Origin of the sequence: Algoriphagus marinus, assembly GCF_001936475.1 — a bacterium.
GTDB lineage: Bacteria > Bacteroidota > Bacteroidia > Cytophagales > Cyclobacteriaceae > Algoriphagus > Algoriphagus marinus.
The window spans coordinates 326,920-344,668 of record NZ_MSPQ01000001.1; the positions used below are offsets into that span (position 1 = coordinate 326,920).

General features: G+C 39.3%; 19 protein-coding genes. 9 read left to right on the top strand and 10 right to left on the bottom strand.

The features are described 5' to 3' along the window. Window positions 1–34: 34 nt before the first annotated feature. Window positions 35–493: a DUF1905 domain-containing protein gene (locus BVC88_RS01365; protein WP_075348844.1), complete on the top strand. Its 459-nt coding sequence runs from the start codon at window positions 35–37 to the stop codon at window positions 491–493. On the opposite strand, the gene BVC88_RS01370 is transcribed toward BVC88_RS01365, so the two are convergent. The 10 genes from BVC88_RS01370 to BVC88_RS01415 all read right to left on the bottom strand — a co-directional run bounded on the left by BVC88_RS01370 (window position 490) and on the right by BVC88_RS01415 (window position 10,412). Beyond that, window positions 490–2,892, bottom strand: coding sequence for a TonB-dependent receptor (locus BVC88_RS01370; RefSeq protein ID WP_075348845.1), 2,403 nt, complete (start codon window positions 2,890–2,892; stop codon window positions 490–492). The genes BVC88_RS01365 and BVC88_RS01370 overlap by 4 nt on opposite strands. 81 nt (window positions 2,893–2,973) lie before the next feature. Next, window positions 2,974–3,678 (bottom strand): fatty acid desaturase, encoded by a 705-nt coding sequence (locus tag BVC88_RS01375; RefSeq protein WP_075348846.1) that lies wholly within the window; start codon window positions 3,676–3,678, stop codon window positions 2,974–2,976. Between the two features lie 23 nt (window positions 3,679–3,701). Continuing rightward, window positions 3,702–4,547 (bottom strand): 4-hydroxy-3-methylbut-2-enyl diphosphate reductase, encoded by an 846-nt coding sequence (locus BVC88_RS01380; protein ID WP_075348847.1) that lies wholly within the window; start codon window positions 4,545–4,547, stop codon window positions 3,702–3,704. 3 nt (window positions 4,548–4,550) lie between these two features. After that, entirely contained in the window at window positions 4,551–5,261 is a 711-nt protein-coding gene (locus BVC88_RS01385) for a lycopene cyclase domain-containing protein (RefSeq protein WP_075348848.1), read from the bottom strand. Window positions 5,262–5,263: 2 nt separating this feature from the next. Then, complete coding sequence (locus BVC88_RS01390) at window positions 5,264–6,106, bottom strand: phytoene/squalene synthase family protein (protein ID WP_075348849.1); 843 nt, start codon at window positions 6,104–6,106, stop codon at window positions 5,264–5,266. Window positions 6,107–6,127: 21 nt separating this feature from the next. Then, window positions 6,128–7,609: a phytoene desaturase family protein gene (locus tag BVC88_RS01395; protein ID WP_075348850.1), complete on the bottom strand. Its 1,482-nt coding sequence runs from the start codon at window positions 7,607–7,609 to the stop codon at window positions 6,128–6,130. A 3-nt stretch (window positions 7,610–7,612) separates the two neighbouring features. Continuing rightward, window positions 7,613–8,125, bottom strand: a complete 513-nt coding sequence (locus BVC88_RS01400; RefSeq protein ID WP_075348851.1) for an RNA polymerase sigma factor — start codon at window positions 8,123–8,125, stop codon at window positions 7,613–7,615. A gap of 202 nt (window positions 8,126–8,327) precedes the next feature. Continuing rightward, window positions 8,328–9,224, bottom strand: a complete 897-nt coding sequence (locus BVC88_RS01405) for a MerR family transcriptional regulator (RefSeq protein ID WP_075348852.1) — start codon at window positions 9,222–9,224, stop codon at window positions 8,328–8,330. Next, the gene (locus BVC88_RS01410) at window positions 9,224–9,667 is read right to left on the bottom strand and encodes a sterol desaturase family protein (RefSeq protein ID WP_075348853.1); all 444 of its coding nucleotides are present in this window, start codon (window positions 9,665–9,667) and stop codon (window positions 9,224–9,226) included. Before BVC88_RS01410 ends, BVC88_RS01405 begins: the two co-directional genes overlap by 1 nt. A gap of 79 nt (window positions 9,668–9,746) precedes the next feature. Then, window positions 9,747–10,412 carry a carotenoid biosynthesis protein gene (locus BVC88_RS01415; RefSeq protein ID WP_075348854.1) on the bottom strand — a complete coding sequence of 222 codons (666 nt, stop codon included), beginning with the start codon at window positions 10,410–10,412 and terminating at the stop codon, window positions 9,747–9,749. A 112-nt stretch (window positions 10,413–10,524) separates the two neighbouring features. Between BVC88_RS01415 and BVC88_RS01420 the strand changes: the two genes are divergently transcribed. The 8 genes from BVC88_RS01420 to BVC88_RS01455 all read left to right on the top strand — a co-directional run bounded on the left by BVC88_RS01420 (window position 10,525) and on the right by BVC88_RS01455 (window position 17,748). Next, on the top strand, window positions 10,525–10,830 hold the full coding sequence (locus BVC88_RS01420; protein WP_075349418.1) for a DUF4286 family protein: 306 nt from the start codon (window positions 10,525–10,527) through the stop codon (window positions 10,828–10,830). Window positions 10,831–10,905: 75 nt separating this feature from the next. Beyond that, the gene (locus tag BVC88_RS01425; protein ID WP_075348855.1) at window positions 10,906–11,709 is read left to right on the top strand and encodes a DUF4221 family protein; all 804 of its coding nucleotides are present in this window, start codon (window positions 10,906–10,908) and stop codon (window positions 11,707–11,709) included. Continuing rightward, on the top strand, window positions 11,649–12,065 hold the full coding sequence (locus BVC88_RS21655; RefSeq protein WP_083638977.1) for a DUF4221 family protein: 417 nt from the start codon (window positions 11,649–11,651) through the stop codon (window positions 12,063–12,065). The genes BVC88_RS01425 and BVC88_RS21655 overlap by 61 nt, the downstream gene beginning before the upstream one ends. A 5-nt stretch (window positions 12,066–12,070) precedes the next feature. Beyond that, complete coding sequence (locus BVC88_RS01435; protein ID WP_075348857.1) at window positions 12,071–13,210, top strand: DUF4221 family protein; 1,140 nt, start codon at window positions 12,071–12,073, stop codon at window positions 13,208–13,210. A 5-nt stretch (window positions 13,211–13,215) separates the two neighbouring features. Next, on the top strand, window positions 13,216–14,331 hold the full coding sequence (locus tag BVC88_RS01440) for a DUF4221 family protein (RefSeq protein WP_075348858.1): 1,116 nt from the start codon (window positions 13,216–13,218) through the stop codon (window positions 14,329–14,331). Between the two features lie 5 nt (window positions 14,332–14,336). Beyond that, window positions 14,337–15,464 carry a DUF4221 family protein gene (locus BVC88_RS01445; protein ID WP_075348859.1) on the top strand — a complete coding sequence of 376 codons (1,128 nt, stop codon included), beginning with the start codon at window positions 14,337–14,339 and terminating at the stop codon, window positions 15,462–15,464. A gap of 5 nt (window positions 15,465–15,469) precedes the next feature. Further along, window positions 15,470–16,612: a DUF4221 family protein gene (locus tag BVC88_RS01450; RefSeq protein ID WP_075348860.1), complete on the top strand. Its 1,143-nt coding sequence runs from the start codon at window positions 15,470–15,472 to the stop codon at window positions 16,610–16,612. Window positions 16,613–16,617: 5 nt separating this feature from the next. Beyond that, window positions 16,618–17,748, top strand: a complete 1,131-nt coding sequence (locus tag BVC88_RS01455) for a DUF4221 family protein (protein WP_075348861.1) — start codon at window positions 16,618–16,620, stop codon at window positions 17,746–17,748. Window position 17,749 lies beyond the last annotated feature (1 nt).

Genomic DNA, 17,749 nt, shown 5'->3' on the forward strand with positions numbered 1-17,749 from the left:
TGGAGCCGACTAGTCTAGATTAGTCGGCTTTTTTATGGAACAGATCGTATCGGGTGAGTTTTTTATGGAAAGATTTCCTGGGAAGGGAGGTTGGACTTTTATCAAACTCCCAATCTCTATTTTCCCTTCCGGGAAAGCATTTGGGATGCTGAAAGTATCCGGATCAATAGACTCTTTCACTTTCGAAGGAAAACATCTCATGCCTATGGGAGATGGCTCACTTTTCATTCCAGTGGCCAAATCTATTAGAACAATAATCAAGAAAGAAGCCGGCGATCGAGTCCATTTGAAATTACTACGTGACGAAATTCCATCAGAAGCTCCTCAAGAATTGATTGACTGTCTCAAGGATGACCCCGGCAAGTATCAACTTTTTCGAAACCTCTCTAAAGAAGATCAGAAGAAATGGGTTGAATATATTTATGCTACGAGCTCCATTGCCGGAAAAACAGAACGAATCATAAAGCTTCTTTCAGAATTAGAAAATCTTTAAAACTCAACAATTATCCCAACTGTTGGTAAAAGTGATCCAGCTGTATTCTCTAGAAAGCGCAACTGATATCTGCTCGGGTCGTTGGGGTCTACCAAAATATTTCCTGCATCATCCCGAACTGGCACTAGCAAGGGTGGTTGCTCTGCTTGGAAGTTATAAACATTTTGGATATCCACATACCAGTTTAAATTCCAGTTCTCGAAGAAATATTTCTTATCGATCCGCAAGTCTAGCTGGTGAAAGGCAGGTAATCTAATCGCATTGATTTGTGTAAAATCCAATATCGGCTGACCTCTCAAATCCCAGTTACTGATCAAGGAAGACTCTTCGACATCGTATGGAGTATATGGCGTACCGCCAAGAAATCTCCATCTAGCTCCAATTTCCCAATTTTTCCCAAATCGCTTGCCGGCTGTCAAGCTGACTATAAATCGATTATCCCAAGAAGAAGGTACAAATCCCTCGGTATTCGGATTGGTGAATTCACTTCTCACCAAAGTCAATGCGGCGATACCATAAAAATTATTAAAGAGTCGCTGCTGTGCCAAAAACTCAATTCCATAGGCTTTCCCTTCAGCATTTGATTCGACAGGCTCATTTCCAATGACTCCAAAATCAGCGCCTAAATTTGCCAAGGCTATTCCATTACGAATTGAAGAAGGGTAATTATTGTAACGCTTGTAAAATGCTTCAGCGGTAAATCTTCGGTTTTTCTCCGGAACCAAAAACTCAATGCCCGCTATTAACTGAGAGTTTCGAATAAAACGTACATCATTTTCCTGATTTACCAGCACACCATCATTATCTTGGAATCCAAGAACAGTATAGGCCGGCTTCTGATAATAGATTCCGGCATTTGCGGTGGCATATAGATTCGGCTTTAGCTGGTAGGAAAAAGATACCCGTGGACTGATTTGATTCAAGGGATTGGAAGCTGTTTCTGCAAAGTCAGCACCATCCATTCTTATTCCACCGGTGACTAATAACCTGTCATTACTAAAATTCTTTGATCCTGAGATAAAGGCTCCATACTGATTAAAATTGGATGTTGACTCTATATCAATGATCTGACCGGAGGCTGCTAAGGTAGACCGGTCAAAGTTGTTGATGAAATACCTGGAATATTGATAGTTAACCCCGTATTTGAGAGTATATCCTTTTCCAAAAATACTGTTCTCAGCCCTAAATTTATTTTCAGATTCTTGAGAAACATACCTAAACAGCAAATTGGCCTCGTTGCTTTCGTCATTTCCGGCGTATTTAAACGATTCATTATTAAGCATATTCCTGCTCAAAATAAAAGTCCAAAAGCCATTTTCTCGGAAGCGTTTCAACTTTAATCCAGTGGCATAATTCCACTGATTTTGAATGGGCAGGACATCCAGTAAATAAAGTCTATCTGCCCGCTCATCAGGAGTCTCATCATCAGGTACATCCTGATTCAAGACAAAATTATCGATTGCCCCTACTCCGATAAAAGTCAATTCCGTTTTATCATTAAGCTTGGTGGTGGTTTTCACCTGAAAATCATTGAAGGTAGGAAGGAACGGCAAGCCAATCAATCTGAAAAGTCCTTGTAAATACGAACGCCTCGCAGAAACCAGATAAGTGGTTTTTTCGCCAATAGGACCCTCGTTGGATAAGGTGAGTTCCGATGCACCCAGAGTCAACTGAGTAGCCATTTTATCCCGACGGCCTTCTTTCAAAGTAAACTCGAAAAATGAACTCATTGCATCCATACGATTGGCCGGAAAACCACCAGCAATCAAATCCACATTTTTGATGAGATTCACATTGAGAATCCCAACTGGCCCTCCAGAAGACCCTTGCGTAGCGAAGTGGTTGATGACAGGTACTTCAATCTCATCCACAAAAAACTTGTTTTCGTTTGGCGCTCCACCTCGGATGATGATGTCATTTCTAAAACTAGCGGTACTGGCTACTCCTGGCAATGATTGGATAACTCTGGAAATGTCCCTGTTTCCACCTGGATAGCGTTCGATCTCATTTGAATTCAACTTTCTCACCGATAGAGGAGTCTCTTCCGACCTTGAAAACTCTGAGCTTACTACCACCTCACTAAGTTCCGAGGCGTCTTCTTGCAGTTCAAAATCCAATTGCACCGGACGAGCCAAGGTCACTTGCACTTCGTAAGCTGTAGCTGTCTTATATCCTACAAAGCTTGCTCGCACATTGTATAATCCCGGCGGGACATTCTTTATTTCATAAAATCCGTCTTCATTGGAAATTGCACCAAACTCCGTTTCCAATACCAAAACATTAGCGAACGGCACCGGCTCATTGTTTACCGGATTGAAAATTCTCCCACTGATAATTCCCTGGGAAAATGTCTGAATTGAAAAAAGTGCAAGAAATAGAGTAAGTAGATGTTTTCTCATATGGAATAATTGATACCTAGAAAAACAATTACTACTCAAAAGGTTTCCAGATTTAGTAGATATTGACAAAAATCAACGGAATTATGCCGTTTGTTTCTCTTTTTCTCGCCAAAGTCTCCACCATGGAGTACCTGGCGAGTCATGATGCTCATAGTGGTACCCAAAAAAGTAACAGGAAATAAAAGCCCAAAGGTGATTTTTAGATTGGCTATTTGAGTGATGTGAATTATCGCTTTCCCCTTTATGCGGGAGATAAGTTCCGAAGTAGAATAACTGAAGTGTGGAAAGCACAGCTGGTAGCATCCAAAAAAGAATCAAATTTTCTGTAGGTAGAAAAAGCTTCAAAATATTGAAAGTCACTGCCATCAATAAGATCTGCCAAATGGTAACATATTGCTTGACAAAGCTAAAATACCAGACTATGAAATTATCAGAAGCATGGTAATCAGGATCCTTATCTGTTGCTACATAGCGATGGTGTTCGTGATGTTTAGGAAAAAGCTTCCAGTAAAAATTATAGGAAAAGAGAATTGCCGAAAACCAGCCAAGTGCATGGTTGACCTTTTTATTCGAGGAGACCAAGCCATGCATGGCGTCATGGGCAGTGATAAATAATCCGGTATAGAGATGCGTTTGAAGTAAAATCCCTAAATAAACCAGCGGATTTTTCCAGGAAACTTCCATTTGGAGGAGCAGAAAAAGTGATACTGACCAGATCACAATGATCGTAATCGCAATAAGGATTCCCTTCGGATCGATGGAAGATTTTGATACTGCCGAATTCATGAATGTAAGTTCGGAATGTTTTCTTAGAAAGTAAGGATTCGCTCCTTTACTTGCTCCATAAGCCACATCGGCGTAGATGTTGCCCCGCAGATTCCTACTTTATCATTTTGCTCAAACCAAGCGTCTTCGATTTGATCAGCATTTGATACGAAATAGGTGTTTTCATTTTTCTCTTTGCAGACATTGTAGAGCACTTTCCCATTCGAGGACTTGGTGCCACTGACAAAAATGATTTTATCAAATTTCTCTGCAAAAGCTCTTAGCTCCTTGTCTCGATTGGATACTTGTCGACAGATAGTATCATTCGTATTTACAGTGATCCCGTTTTGTCTAAGTATCTCATTGATCTCATAGAATTTATCTGTGCTCTTGGTGGTCTGGCTGTATAGCGTAATATTTTTTGGAAGACTTGGCAAATCAAGCTCGGAAATATCCTGAAATACAACCGCTTTGTTACTAGTCTGACCCAATAGACCGATTACCTCTGCATGCCCATGCTTGCCGTAGATGTAGATCGTTTCATCCTTGTCAAAGGAGTTTTTGATTCGATTTTGAAGCTTTAGAACTACTGGGCAACTGGCGTCTATTAGCGTAAGATTGTTTTTTATAGATAACTCATAGGTGGAAGGTGGCTCACCATGTGCGCGGATCAAAACCCGCTCGTTTTTCAATTCATGAAGCTCAGTATGATCAATAATTCTTAGACCTTTTCGAGTTAAGCGACTAACCTCCTCATCATTGTGAACGATATCTCCTAAGCAATAAAGGTAGCCTTGCTCATCAAGAATTTCCTCCGCCATTTCAATAGCGTAGACTACTCCAAAGCAGAATCCAGAATGATCATCAATTGATACTTGAAGGTTTTTCATAGCCTATAAACTTTTGGATGAATGAAATGTTTTACGGCTTCGAATGAATTCGAATATACTGATATTCAACAGTAAAAGCGAAAGGTTATATACCGTGTCTTCAATAGGAACGGTCCAAATTCGGATTCCCAGATTTTCAGAATTGTTATAAATTACCACCGGTTCCTCAGTCATTCCACCGGTCAGGATTCCATTGCAAAGGAAAAATGGGATTAGAACCACTAGGTATGCAAATATGAATCTTCCTAAATATTTGTCTCCAAAGATTACAAAATGAAGGATCAGCACAGCCGCAGCAAAAAAAGCATTTACCGAAGTGTACATTTTGTCTAAATGCAAAAATCCAAAGCCAATTAGTAATGGGACTAAAACGAAAACAAGAGGTTTACCTGCAGGCTTGAATATGTCTTTGGGGAAAAAGTAAATCAGTACCTCGTAGATAAATATACAGGCATAAGGCACCGTAAGAAAAAACAACCATTCCTCTAAAGGCAGCCCAAAAAACGAGTAGCCTAGATTATACCTCGGATTAAATTCCCAAACACCCCAAAGCGTGAAGTAATGATCCCAAATTAGAAATATGACCCCAGTGATAAGAATTGCAGGGAAGAGGGCGTACCATTGCTTGGAGTATTTTACCCTAGACTCAAATGATCTCGCCAAAGGGTATGAAATAGCAAATAGGTTCAGAGATAAATAAAGGAACTTTTCCATGCTCAGCTGATTCCCAATTTATTGCCAAAATATGTTCCTAGAAGCAAGGTGATTTTTTTTGAGTTTGGGATTCGGATTCGCTCCTGAATTATCGTTTCAGGCGGGAGGCTTTTGATTTTATCAAACAGTTTTTGATAATACAGATATGCGACTTTTACACCAAGTTTTGCTCCAGCCGGCAATCCGGCAATTCCTACCAATGAATCATTGAAATCCTTCTGAATATCTTCCTCGATCAGACTTTTCGCTGATTTATCAAATTGATTAAAATCAACTCCAGGGAAATAAACTCTACCTCTTTCCTCGTAATCGCTTTTTATGTCTCTCAGAAAATTCACTTTTTGAAAGGCTGCACCCAACTTACAAGCAGGACTTTTTAGCTGATCGTACATCTTCTGATCTCCTTCCACAAAAACTTTCAAGCACATTAATCCAACTACCTCAGCAGAACCATAGATATATTCTTGATACTTACTGTCATTGTAGAGCTGATAGTCAAGGTCCATCTCCATACTATGCAGGAAGGCTTCAATTAGATCGAGATCAATTTTATACTGATTGACAATTAACTGAAAAGCATGAAGTACGGGATTCAAAGAAAGCTTAGTCTCGATCGCCTCGTAGGTATCTTTTTTGAATCTGGCCAAAAGGCCAGCTTTATCTTGATCATGAAAGGTATCCACAATCTCATCCGCATAACGGACAAAACCATAAATCGCATAGATGGGAAGATGAAACTTCTTGTCCAGTGTTTTAATTCCCAAAGTAAAGCTGGTGCTATACCGCTGGGTGATCAATCTACTGCACTCCAGAGTGGTCTGATCAAAAAGCTCAATCGCATTCATATACTGAAGGTACCTTTTTATTTACGAATTGTTTTCTTTAAGCACCTCTTTGGCTACCACATATCCTGAAATAAGTGATGGAGGAACCCCTGGACCGGGCACGGTAAGCTGTCCTGTGTAGTAGAGGTTTTTTACTTTTTTATTTTTTAAGGAAGGTTTCAATATCGCTGTCTGGGTCAGTGTATTTGCCAAACCATACGCATTCCCTTTGAATGCATGATAATCAGATTTGAAATCACTGTGAGCATAAGATCTTTTATAAACCACATGCGAACGAATTTCTTGGCCTGAGATGCGCTCCAATCGCTCCATGATAATATCAAAATACTTCTCCCGCATTTCTTCCGAATCCTCCAAATCTGGCGCAAGCGGAATCAACAAGAATAGATTTTCCATTCCCTCAGGCGCAACAGTCGGATCTGTAATCGAAGGAACAGAGGCATAGAACAATGGCTTCTCCGGCCAGCGTGGATTCTTATAGATTGCATCAGCATGAGGTCCTAATGGCTCATCAAAGAATAAATTATGATGGCGAAGGTTCTTCAATCGCTTATTCACTCCAAGGTAGAATAGCAAACTGGATGGAGCCATCACACGCTTATCCCAATACTCCTCAGAGTAATTGCTGTATTTTGGATTGACAAGATGTCGATCCACATGATGATAATCTGCCCCAGCGACTACAATGTCAGCTTTGATTCGCTCGCCGGATTTCAACCGAACCGTATGAGCAACGCCATTCAGGATTTCGATTTCCTCCACCTCTGAATTATATCGGATTTTTACCCCTTTTTCTTCGGCAAGTTTGACCATGCCTTTGATGATCTCATGCATACCTCCTTTTGGATACCAAGTACCCAGCGCGATGTCGGCATAATTCATCAAACTATAAAGAGCTGGAATATTATCAGCAGTTTCTCCCAAGAAAAGAACAGGGAATTCCATTAATCGGATGATTTTATCCGACTTGAAAAACTTCCGAACATGCTTTGACATGGATTGAAATATATCCATTCGAAGCATATCAACAAGTAATCCCGGAGAAGTGAATTCGAAAAGAGAACGACTCGGTTTTTGAACCAAATCATGAATCCCTACTTCATATTTATATTTCGCCTGCTCTAAAAATTTATCGAGCTGAATGCCTGCACCAGGTTCGATCTTTTCAAGCATAGCTTTGAATTCATCCAGATTTGCAGGGATATTCAGTGTATCCTCTTCCCCATAAATAACAGCATAGGAAGGATCCAGACGAATTAGATCATAATAATCTGAAACCTTTTTATCAAAGTGGGAGAAATAGGTATCAAAAACATCCGGCATCCAATACCAGCTGGGACCCATATCAAAAACAAACCCCTGATGTTCGAACTTACGAGCTCTTCCACCTGGGGATTCATTTTTTTCTAGAAGGGTGACTGAACAACTATTTGCTGCGAGATGTGTGGCTGCGGATAATCCGGCAAAGCCAGAACCGATAACCACGACATGTTTTTTACTCATTTATTAATTATTATGCTTGTAAACCATTAGGTCTTCTTTCAAAAACTTACGAGCAATATGAATTCTATTTTTAACAGTTCCAATAGGAATCTGAAGCTTGTCTGCAATCTCATGATATTTGAAACCTCTGAAATGCATCATGAAAGGAGTCTTGTATACATCATCCAGGTTATCGATAGCTTCATTGATATCATCCATAGTGAAATTACCAAAGACACCATTCTCTACCAATGACCCACTTGAGTTGATATAGTGAAGGTTATCTGTAGTATCTACGAATGTTCCTCTTCTCACCATACGCTGATAGTTAGTGATAAAGGTATTTTTCATAATGGTGTAAAGCCAAGCTTTAAGGTTAGTACCTTCAGTAAACTTGTCTTTATTTGTGAAGGCTTTCACCATAGTATCTTGTAATAGATCATTGGCGTCATCCATATCACGAGTCAACTTCAACGCAAAAGGTTTCAGTGTACTGGATAACTGGTTTAATGAGTAGCTAAATTCTAGAGTCGTCATGGCTTTTGGTTTTTGTTTAATCAAATGTAGCAAGGCTTAAACAAAATCCAAATGTTTTGTTGAATTATTTTTCATTTTTATTAAACAAAAAATACAAAACAGCCTATTTGCTCCATAAACGGCAACAACAACAATCTGGAAGGCAAAAAAAAAGCACTTTTCGAAAAGTGCTTTTGTTTAAGATAGTCTCAATAAGTATAAACTATTTCTCCAGAGGTACTGCTTCCAGCTCTTCCAGGAAATCTTTAATATCCTTAATGTAGTTTAATTGTCTGACGTTGGCAGGAAACTTTAAGTCCTGACCAATCACCTGATATCCTGTCACCAAGATTTCTGCATTTGCAAATCGCTTTGACAAGCCATTAAGGTATTCTTCTACATACTCAACAGCTGGAGAGGTGGTAATCACAGTCATCATGAATTCAGGACGATGAATATCATACACTTGGCTGAGATCCTCATTTGGTGTGTTTTGACCAAGATAGATCACTTTATGACCTTTATTTTTAATCAAAAATGTCGCAAATAAGATCGAAATCTCATGAAGCTCCCCTTCTGGAAGAAACAGCAAAAACTTTTTACCATTTGCTGCCAGCACCTGTCCGTCTATTGCGACGATTAATTTTTGTCTTACCAGATTGGAGATAAAGTGCTCTTGTGCAGGATTTATAGCACCAGTTTGCCAAAGCACTCCTATTTTTGACATGAACGGATAAATAATATTCATCATGGTCTGCTCGAAACCAAGCTTGATGATATTAGAAGACAGGATTTTTTCAAATCGCTCTTCATCCATTTCTATCATACAGATGGTCAAAGCATGAATCTGATCATCATGAGTCAGAGAGCGTTCGGTAAGTTTCATCACTTCCTCTCGCATCTCGGGTCTATCCATGGATGCGATTTTGCTAATCTTAAAACCGTTGTCATTTAACAAGGCCACGTTTAAGATCAATTTCAAATCATCATCATCGTAAAAACGAATATTTGTATCAGTCCTTTTTGGACTTAACAAATTGTATCGTTGTTCCCAGATTCTAAGCGTATGTGCTTTGATACCCGACAATTGCTCCAGATCTTTTATAGAATATGTGCTCACTAGTCTTTTTCTTTAAAATATTCCTTGGGTACTACAAATAAGCCAAATGACACAGCATCATCTTTTTCATTGGTACGATGATGAGCCTGATGAGCTCTAAAGATTCCTTTTAAGAACCCATTTTTCGGCTTTTGAAACCATTTCATCCTGCGATGAATCAACACATCATGAAGAAAGAAATACAGCATACCGTACAAACTGATGCCTATTCCCATCCAAAAGCGATAGTCAAGCTCGGCCACTCCTTTTATAATCAATATCACTGCTATACTTCCAAACAGTAATGAAAACAAGTCATTCAATTCGAAGAAGTACTTCGAAGGTTGATGATGTGTCTTATGAATCGACCAAAGTGGCCCATGCATGATATACTTGTGGATTGCCCATCCAAATACTTCCATCAGGGCAAAACCTAATGCGATAAATCCTATTGCTTCGATCATCTGCTATACAACCTCTTGCGAGTGATTTTTGTTATAATCCTTCTTTCCTTATGTTTTGTTTATCAATCACTAAACCAAACTATATCGTTAAAGTGAAATTTAAAGCCGCAAAAAACAAGATCATACATAGGAGTAAAATGTTGGCTAGTTCATTCCCTTTTTGAAATTTAGCTTTCCTAAAAATCAGGTGAATCAAAAATGCAACCCCAAACCATCCTGCATAATTACTCAATGGAATAATCTCAAACTTCCAATACCACATGTCCAGAGCTACAGCCACCGGCTCCATGATATAATCGATGGCCGTCATTGCAGTAGCGCCCAATAAAGCCGCGTAGTAATCATTCGGTACTTTATGAAAAATCGTACCGGTCAGATAGACTAAAATAAACCAGTTTACTCCGATGATAATCGGGACTTCCCAAAGCTGTGGTCCCAAAGTAGGCCCATAGACATAGTCCCCATAGAGATATCCTGTATGAATCCCAATCAGCTCCGAACCGAAACCAATCCAAAAAGCTGCTGCTGCAAAAATCGGAAACACATCTGACCAGCCTCTGTGAAAAGCCAAAATCAAAAACAATGAAGTCAGTAACTGCAAGGGCGTCAGTCGAAGAAAAAGGTCACGATATTCAGGTATACTCAAGCCGATAATCCCAACTACATGAAGGGCGATTACCACTATTTTGGCAATCAGAAGCTTCGTGTTTCGTTCAGGAATTTCTTCTGTCAGTACTTTATGCATAGGTATTTGGAGAATACGCGGCGGGAAATTGAAGATTTCAGTTTGGGATTCCTAACTTTGCCTCGCTACAATTGTTGGCAAAAAAAGTAAATTTCAATCAAAATCCATGGGTATGATTCTCTATAATATCACCTTTACTGTTGCCACTGACATCGAAGATGACTTTGTCACTTGGATGAAAGCAGATCATATCCCGGCTATTTTCGCCACAGGAATGTTTTTCGATCATAAGTTTTATCGTTTGATGAACAGTACAGCCGATGGTTTTACGAATTATAGTATTCAATTTTTTGCAGAATCTACCGCCAAACTGATCGAATACGAAAATCGCTTTGCCAATGCGCTTCGCTACGAAACCCAAGCTCGATACGGAGAAAAAGCATTAGCCTTTCGAAGTCTTTTGGAAGCTGTAGTTTAATTTAAAATTATTTAACAGTACGAATCCTACGTTTTTGTAGAAATCATTTAGTTTAGGGAGCTAAATGAACGATCTATGAAAAACCAAGGCCTTTTCCCATTACTACCATTTTTTTTGAGTTGTCTATTCTCCTGCGGAGAAAGCGATACTGCTGAAAATAGCGGCTCCCAAAATATTCTGGAAAACTTCAGTTTTACTACCGATACGCTGGTCGTAAATCCTGGTGAGGAAATCATCAATCTTTCACAGGGTGTGCGCAGCGGTTCCTTAGATAAATCCAAAACCTATTTTTATCTATTTGATGAGGTGACTGGTCAGATGAATAAAATTAATCTGGATAAGTTGATTCTTGAAGAACAGCTTCCCTTCGAAAAGGAGGGACCAAACGGCATTGGTGCAAATTATATCTCGACTTCACGCTATCTTCCAGGAGAGGAATTCCTGTTTTCCAACTTCCAAAGCACTGGTATTTTTAATAAAAAAGGGGAAAAAGTACTGGATCTGACACTGAAGCCTGGAGATATTCAGGTAGAAGGTTTGAGTGAAAATGCGCAATATAATTTGACGAATCAAATTCAGTTTTCTCCAGATAAGAAATGGATGTATTCTCTTCCCGGAGATTTTATGGAGGGGACTAATCAGCTGGCAAAAATCAACTTAGAAAGCAAAAGCGGTAATGTCATTCCCATCCCCGCTCTTGACAAGGTCGGTGAATATCACATCCTACTCCAATCGGATGAAATGATGTCTGTTTACGTGGAGGAGCTCTTTTTACAGCAAATAGGAGAAGCTTTCTTTCAGGAGGCACAACCAATTCCATCTACCGCTTTGAGGCAGGTCAGGATTCTTTGCAGCTTTTTGAGTTTGACTTTTCTCTAGTTCCAAATGAAAAGGAAATCCCGATAAACAATAAAGTTTCATCTCAGGATCAATTCCAGGCAGAAATGGAAAAAGCCCGTGGCCAGATTGGCTTTGATAAGCTGCTTTTCGATGAGGAAACCAACCATTTTTACCGCTTTGGGAGAATTTACCTACCAAGGGAGGACAAAGAAGCTCCATTAAAAGCCCAGGTTTTTCTTTTTGCTTTTGATGAAAATCTTAACCTGATCGGAGAGACCGAAATCCCAGACTTGGATAAAGTGCCATCCAGTGCCTTCTTCAAAGACGGCAAGCTCTGGTCCTATGTCAATGTGGAGGATGAGTTGGGATTTGCGGTATTCACTTTTGATTTTTAGAAACTATGAGAAAACTAATCCCTATTCTATTCGTGATTGCTTTAGCCTCTTGCGGAAAAAAAGGCAATTCCGAAGAAGTTAAATCAGAAAATATCTTAGAGAATTTGACTTACTCGGTAGATACCGTGGTCGTAGATTCAGGAGACGAGTTCATAAACCTAAAATTAGGGAGTCTCTTTTCTTTTTTAAGTCCAGATCACCGCCTTTTTTACAAATATGATATTTCCAGCATGCAACTTAAAGAAGTTGATTTGGATCAGTTAGCACTCACTGGCAGCTATTCCTTTGAAAGGGAAGGCCCTAATGGTGTTGAAGTGTACGGGAGAACAATAGCTCCATTAAGCAATGGTGATTTTATTTTTAGTGGCCAGCAAAGGATAGGTAGGTTTTCGAAGGCTGGTGAGCTAATTCCTCCCTTTGACTATAAGTTGAATGACTTGATTGACGAAAGCCAATCCCAAGGAGATAACTTAATTCAGTTTACCTATACCGAGAAAAATAATATGGGATACTTCTTGGAGACTCATTCTTCCGAACCGGTGTTCAATCTTATTTTTATCAACTTGGATGAAAAAAGCTCAAAAGTGATCGACTTACCAGAAATGGACAGAACTAACGAGTATAGAATTGTCTTAGAGAAGGATGGATTTAGAATAAATTGGGCGCAGGTGTTGACTGTTCAAGCTATTGATTCCAAAATCTATATTACTACACCCGTACATGATGGCATTTACCGCTTCGAACCTGTTGGAAACAGGCTAGATTACTTTTCATTTCCACTTACGCTGACAGCTAAAGAAAAGACCAAAGAAATCAAAAACGAGGTCAGTTCTGAAGGTGCGATGAATGAACAAATAGAGATAATGAACTCTGAAGTTAGGTTTTACGAACTGCTTTGGGATGAGGAATCGAATCGGTTTTATCGCTTCAGCTCTATCGCAATCCCGAGTAATTCTTCTGAGCTCAGTACAAAAAATGAAGTGTATTTCTCTGCTTTTGATTCAGAACTAAACCTGATCGGCGAGACCCAACTGGAAGAAATAACTAAAATTCCCGAAAATCCCTTCTTCAAAGATGGCAAGCTCTGGTCCTATGTCAATGTGGAGGATGAGTTGGGATTTGCGGTATTCACTTTTGATTTTTAACGCCGATGAGATTCCTCCTTGTTTTACTTTTGGCGCTTACAATTTTCTCTTGTTCTGAAAAGGAGGAGGAGATCACTAATTCTAATATCCTGGAGAATCTTTCTCTATCTATCGATACGCTTATGGTAGATTCAAAAGGAGAACTCTTTAATCTGAGAAGGGGATATAGTGGTCATTTGGTTTCAGATGATCGAGAGTTTGTATTGCTGTATAATCCCGATCTAAGTCAGGTGCAGCAAATCAGTTTAGAAACCTTGTCTTGGGAAAAATCTTATGATTTTGAAGTCGAAGGCCCGAATGGAATTAGCGATGTTGTATTTTCAGTTAAACCTCTGGAAAACCAACAACTCTTAATTACCTTTTACCAAAAACTGGGGATTTTCGATACCTCAGGAACAAAAATTAAAGACCTCTCCATTCCCTCACTTCCAATAGCTTCGGACTTAGACGAATTAGATAATGGAGTTATCTTATCTAAGAATCAAAAAAATCTCTTTTCTCTACCTGGGACACGATTTGTAGGAACTCGATCCTTGGCGAAAATCAATTTAGTAGAATCCAAATTAATTACATTTCCAATTTCTGAGTTGGACTGGGTCTTAGATCTGAAGGTAGTGTATATGGGTGGCTATTCGTATCAGGAGTACATCTACCTGAAAGATCTGAATGATCAAATCATGATTTCTAGTCCCTCAACCAGTTCATTCTACATTTTTGACCCACAATCCGATTCCTTAACCTACCATTCCTTTGTTCATCGGTTGAGTCCGGTCAATAATGACCAACAACTTCAGACGAAGGTAGAGTCTATGGAAGCATATGAGGAGGAGATGAAAAAGTTTAACATGGCAGTCAATTTTAGTGGACTTATTTGGGACGAAACTAGCCAACATTATTTTCGGTTTTCCGGAAAACCGCTCGCCATAGAGGGTTCATTTGGTATAAAAGCAAGTCAAGTATTTATGTATGCTTACGATCAAGAGTTTAATTTGATAGGAGAGAAGGAATTGACCGAAATCTCCCAAGTGCCAGAATATCCCTTCTTCAAAGACGGCAAGCTCTGGTCTTATGTCAATGTCGAAGATGAGTTGGGATTCGCTGTTTTCACTTTGGATTTTTAGAAACTATGAGAAAACTACTACCCATTCTCTTTCTAATTGCTTTTGCCTCCTGCGGGGAAAAAGGTGTTTCTGAAAAAGGGTATTTCGACCGTAAGATTAAAAGTCTGAGCTATACTGTGGATACTGTTTTGGTCGATCCGGGAGATAGTATTCTTTTTGCCAACAGACTAGCGATCTCTTTGGATAAAAAAACCCTTTTTAACTTTAACTCAAGAAAGGCTGAACTAGATATCATAGACCTAGATCAGCTAGTTATCCGCGATCGGATTTCGTTTGAAAAAGAAGGGCCTCTGGGCATAGGTAAATATGCGTCAAGCATCCAAGAAACAAATTCGGGAGAGCTATTTATTTTCGGTTTCTCGGATCTTCGAAAACTAAATAAGCAAAAAGATTCATTGACTATTTTCCAGTTTGCTACAGCGGAGTTTGGAGGGGATGGTTTGGAAGAAATCGAGGAACTCAAGTTTAGTTTTTTGGTATCAGAGGACGGGAGCAAGTATTTTGCACCTTACGGGGAACAAGGTTTTCAAAAGGCAAATACCGGGATTGTAATCGTGGAGTTAGCCACTATGGATCTGAAAAAAGTGCCTTTAGATCTATTTGAGAGGAGTAACCAATATGTTCGCAGATTTATTGAAGATGGTAAACTTCAATCTCAAAGCAATGAAATGATTGATATTTACCCCCTTAAAAATAAACTGATTATCTCCTCCCACAATTTTAATGAAGCATACCTATATGAGCTGGGTACTGGATTGCTGACGCATAAAGTCTTCCAATCTGAACTGACTTCAAATGCAAAAAAAGTAAGTGAAAAGAATACTGGAAATACCTTTGAAGAAATGCTTGAAATTGCCTCCGAAGCCGAAAAGGAGGTGGATTTTGGGACTTTTTTATACGACGACAAAAGCGATAGAGTAGTTAGATTTACTAGAGATTTAGACCACATGATAGGTGATTCGGTCACCTACAAAAATGTCCTTACGATCTTTGACACAGACCTAAATCAACTCTATGAACAGGAAGTAGATTTTAAAAGACCAGGCTTCTCCTTCTTCAAAGACGGCAAGCTCTGGTCTTATGTCAATGTTGAAGATGAGCTCGGCTTTGCAGTATTCACTTTTGATTTTTAGAAACTATGAGAAAACTACTACCCATTCTCTTTCTAATTGCTTTTGCCTCCTGCGGGGAAAAAGGGGTTTCTGAAAAATATAAATCCGACAATATTCTGGAGAAGCTAACCTATTCGGTGGATACCGTGGTGGTGGATTCAGGCGAAGAGCTACTTGTCCTTGGAAATGAATACATCGGCAATTGGAGCCTTTCATCAGATCTAAGCAGGATCTTTACCTTTTCCGAAAAAGGGAATGCCATTCAAGAAGTTGACTTGGACAATTTAAGTGTAATCGGTCAATACACCTTTGAGAAAGAAGGTCCAGACGGGACTGGTGATAGAGTAATGGGAATTCAAGAGCTGGATAATCACCAATTCGCTTTTTCAACCTATTTCGCTACCTATGTTTTTGACAGGTCGGGAAAGAAGATCAAGGAGTATAAGCTTACATCCAAAGAGATCGAAGGGATTGACTTGGAAGATGATTTCGTGCTTAATAACAATGCAAAAATCTATGGGGTTGGAAAAAATCTGTATGCAATCCAACAATCTTCCATAGAATCACAACTAATCAAGGTGGATCTCAATGAAATGAAAGCCGATACGCTTTCTTTAGCTAAGCTGAGTAAAACCAGGAATTTTGCCACCATGTTTCTGAAACCCGGAGCCATGCGTTTTTATAGTCTATCGATTCAGATGCAATTCCTCCGGGACCAAGTCTTGCTCTTCAGCCCAGTCACCAACACGATTTATGTATTTAATCCTAATACTAATCTCATCGAAGAAAAAAGCTTTGCCCATAAGCTGGTTCCTCTGGAAAAAGAATGGGGTGATTATCCAAGGGAAGCAAATTCTCTGGAGGAATTCAATGCGATTATGGCTGCAGTAAATGCCCAAATACATTTTGGAAGATTTTTCTGGGACGATACACGAAAACTTTACTTCCGGCTTAGTCAAAAAGGAAAAGAAATAGCGAGTCCTGATCAAAAGATGAACCATGAGACATTCATCCATGCCTACGATGAGAATTTGCATTTGGTGGGCGAGGCTAAATTAGATGAACTACAAGAAAAGCTATACGATCAATTCTTCAAAGACGGCAAACTCTGGTCTTATGTCAATGTGGAAGATGAGTTGGGTTTTGCGGTTTTCACTTTTGATTTTTAGAAACTATGAGAAAGCAACTGGCCATTTTCGTTCTCGCCATTCTTGTTTCCTGCGGAGGAAAGCAAGTGAATGAAAAAGTTGACAAGAAGACCTTCACTTTTTCAGCTGAGATTGATACAGTAAAAATTGATTTCAAGGATCGATTCTACTTTATGGAGATTTACTTGGGAACGGCCGCAGTCTCTCCAGATAAAAAGACGCTTTATAATCTAAATGATTTCGCCCCAAACTTGGAGATTATTGACTTGGATCAACAAGAAATGAGCAGTATTGAGCCTATGGATAAAGAAGGTCCTCTAGGTATTGGTCCAGTCACCTTTTCGATTGCTATTACTCCATCGGATGAATTGGTGCTAAAAGGCATGGATGAGGTAAGGATTTTCGACAAATCAAGAACCCAGCTAAAAATCATAAAAATAAGTTCAAAGCATTTGGAAGGAGAGGTTCTTGAGGTTGGCGAACGTTACGGATTCGATGGAATTTTTACTGAAAAAGCCGACTATTTCTTTACAATTTATCAAAATGAAGCTGGGATGTCACAAGGTGAATTGAAAGGACTGACTATAATTGATTTGAATACTTCGACCATCCGAAAGATTCCGATTCCAGAACTCGATCGAATCAAAGACTTCTACCTCCAAGATCAATATGGCAATTTTCGGGGTGATGATGTGCTGCTCACTTCCTTTCAAAACAAGGTAATTGTCTCTACAAGTGCCATCAACGAAGCTTTTGTTTACGATTCAGCTTTGGATACCTTGATTCAGAAAAAGTTTCATTCTAAGCTGACAGCGGATACCAAGCGAGGTGACTATCCAAGAAATTTCAGCTATGAATCAAATTGGCGTGCCGTTTTTGCCGAGCGCTCCAAGGAAGTGGAGTTTGGCAAATTCATTTATGACGAGGAAAATGATAAGTTTTGGAGATTCAGCTACGAATTGGATCGAATGATCGGAGATTCTATCGTGCGAAAGACGGTATTGACTGTTTTCGATTCGAAGCTAAATCAACTTCATGAAGAAAAGGTACCCTTTGATTATTCCTATTATCAGTCCTTTTTCAAGGATGGCATGTTGTATTCCTATATCAACTTGGAAGACGAAATGGCTTTTATAAGGGTCAAGCCAATCTATTAAG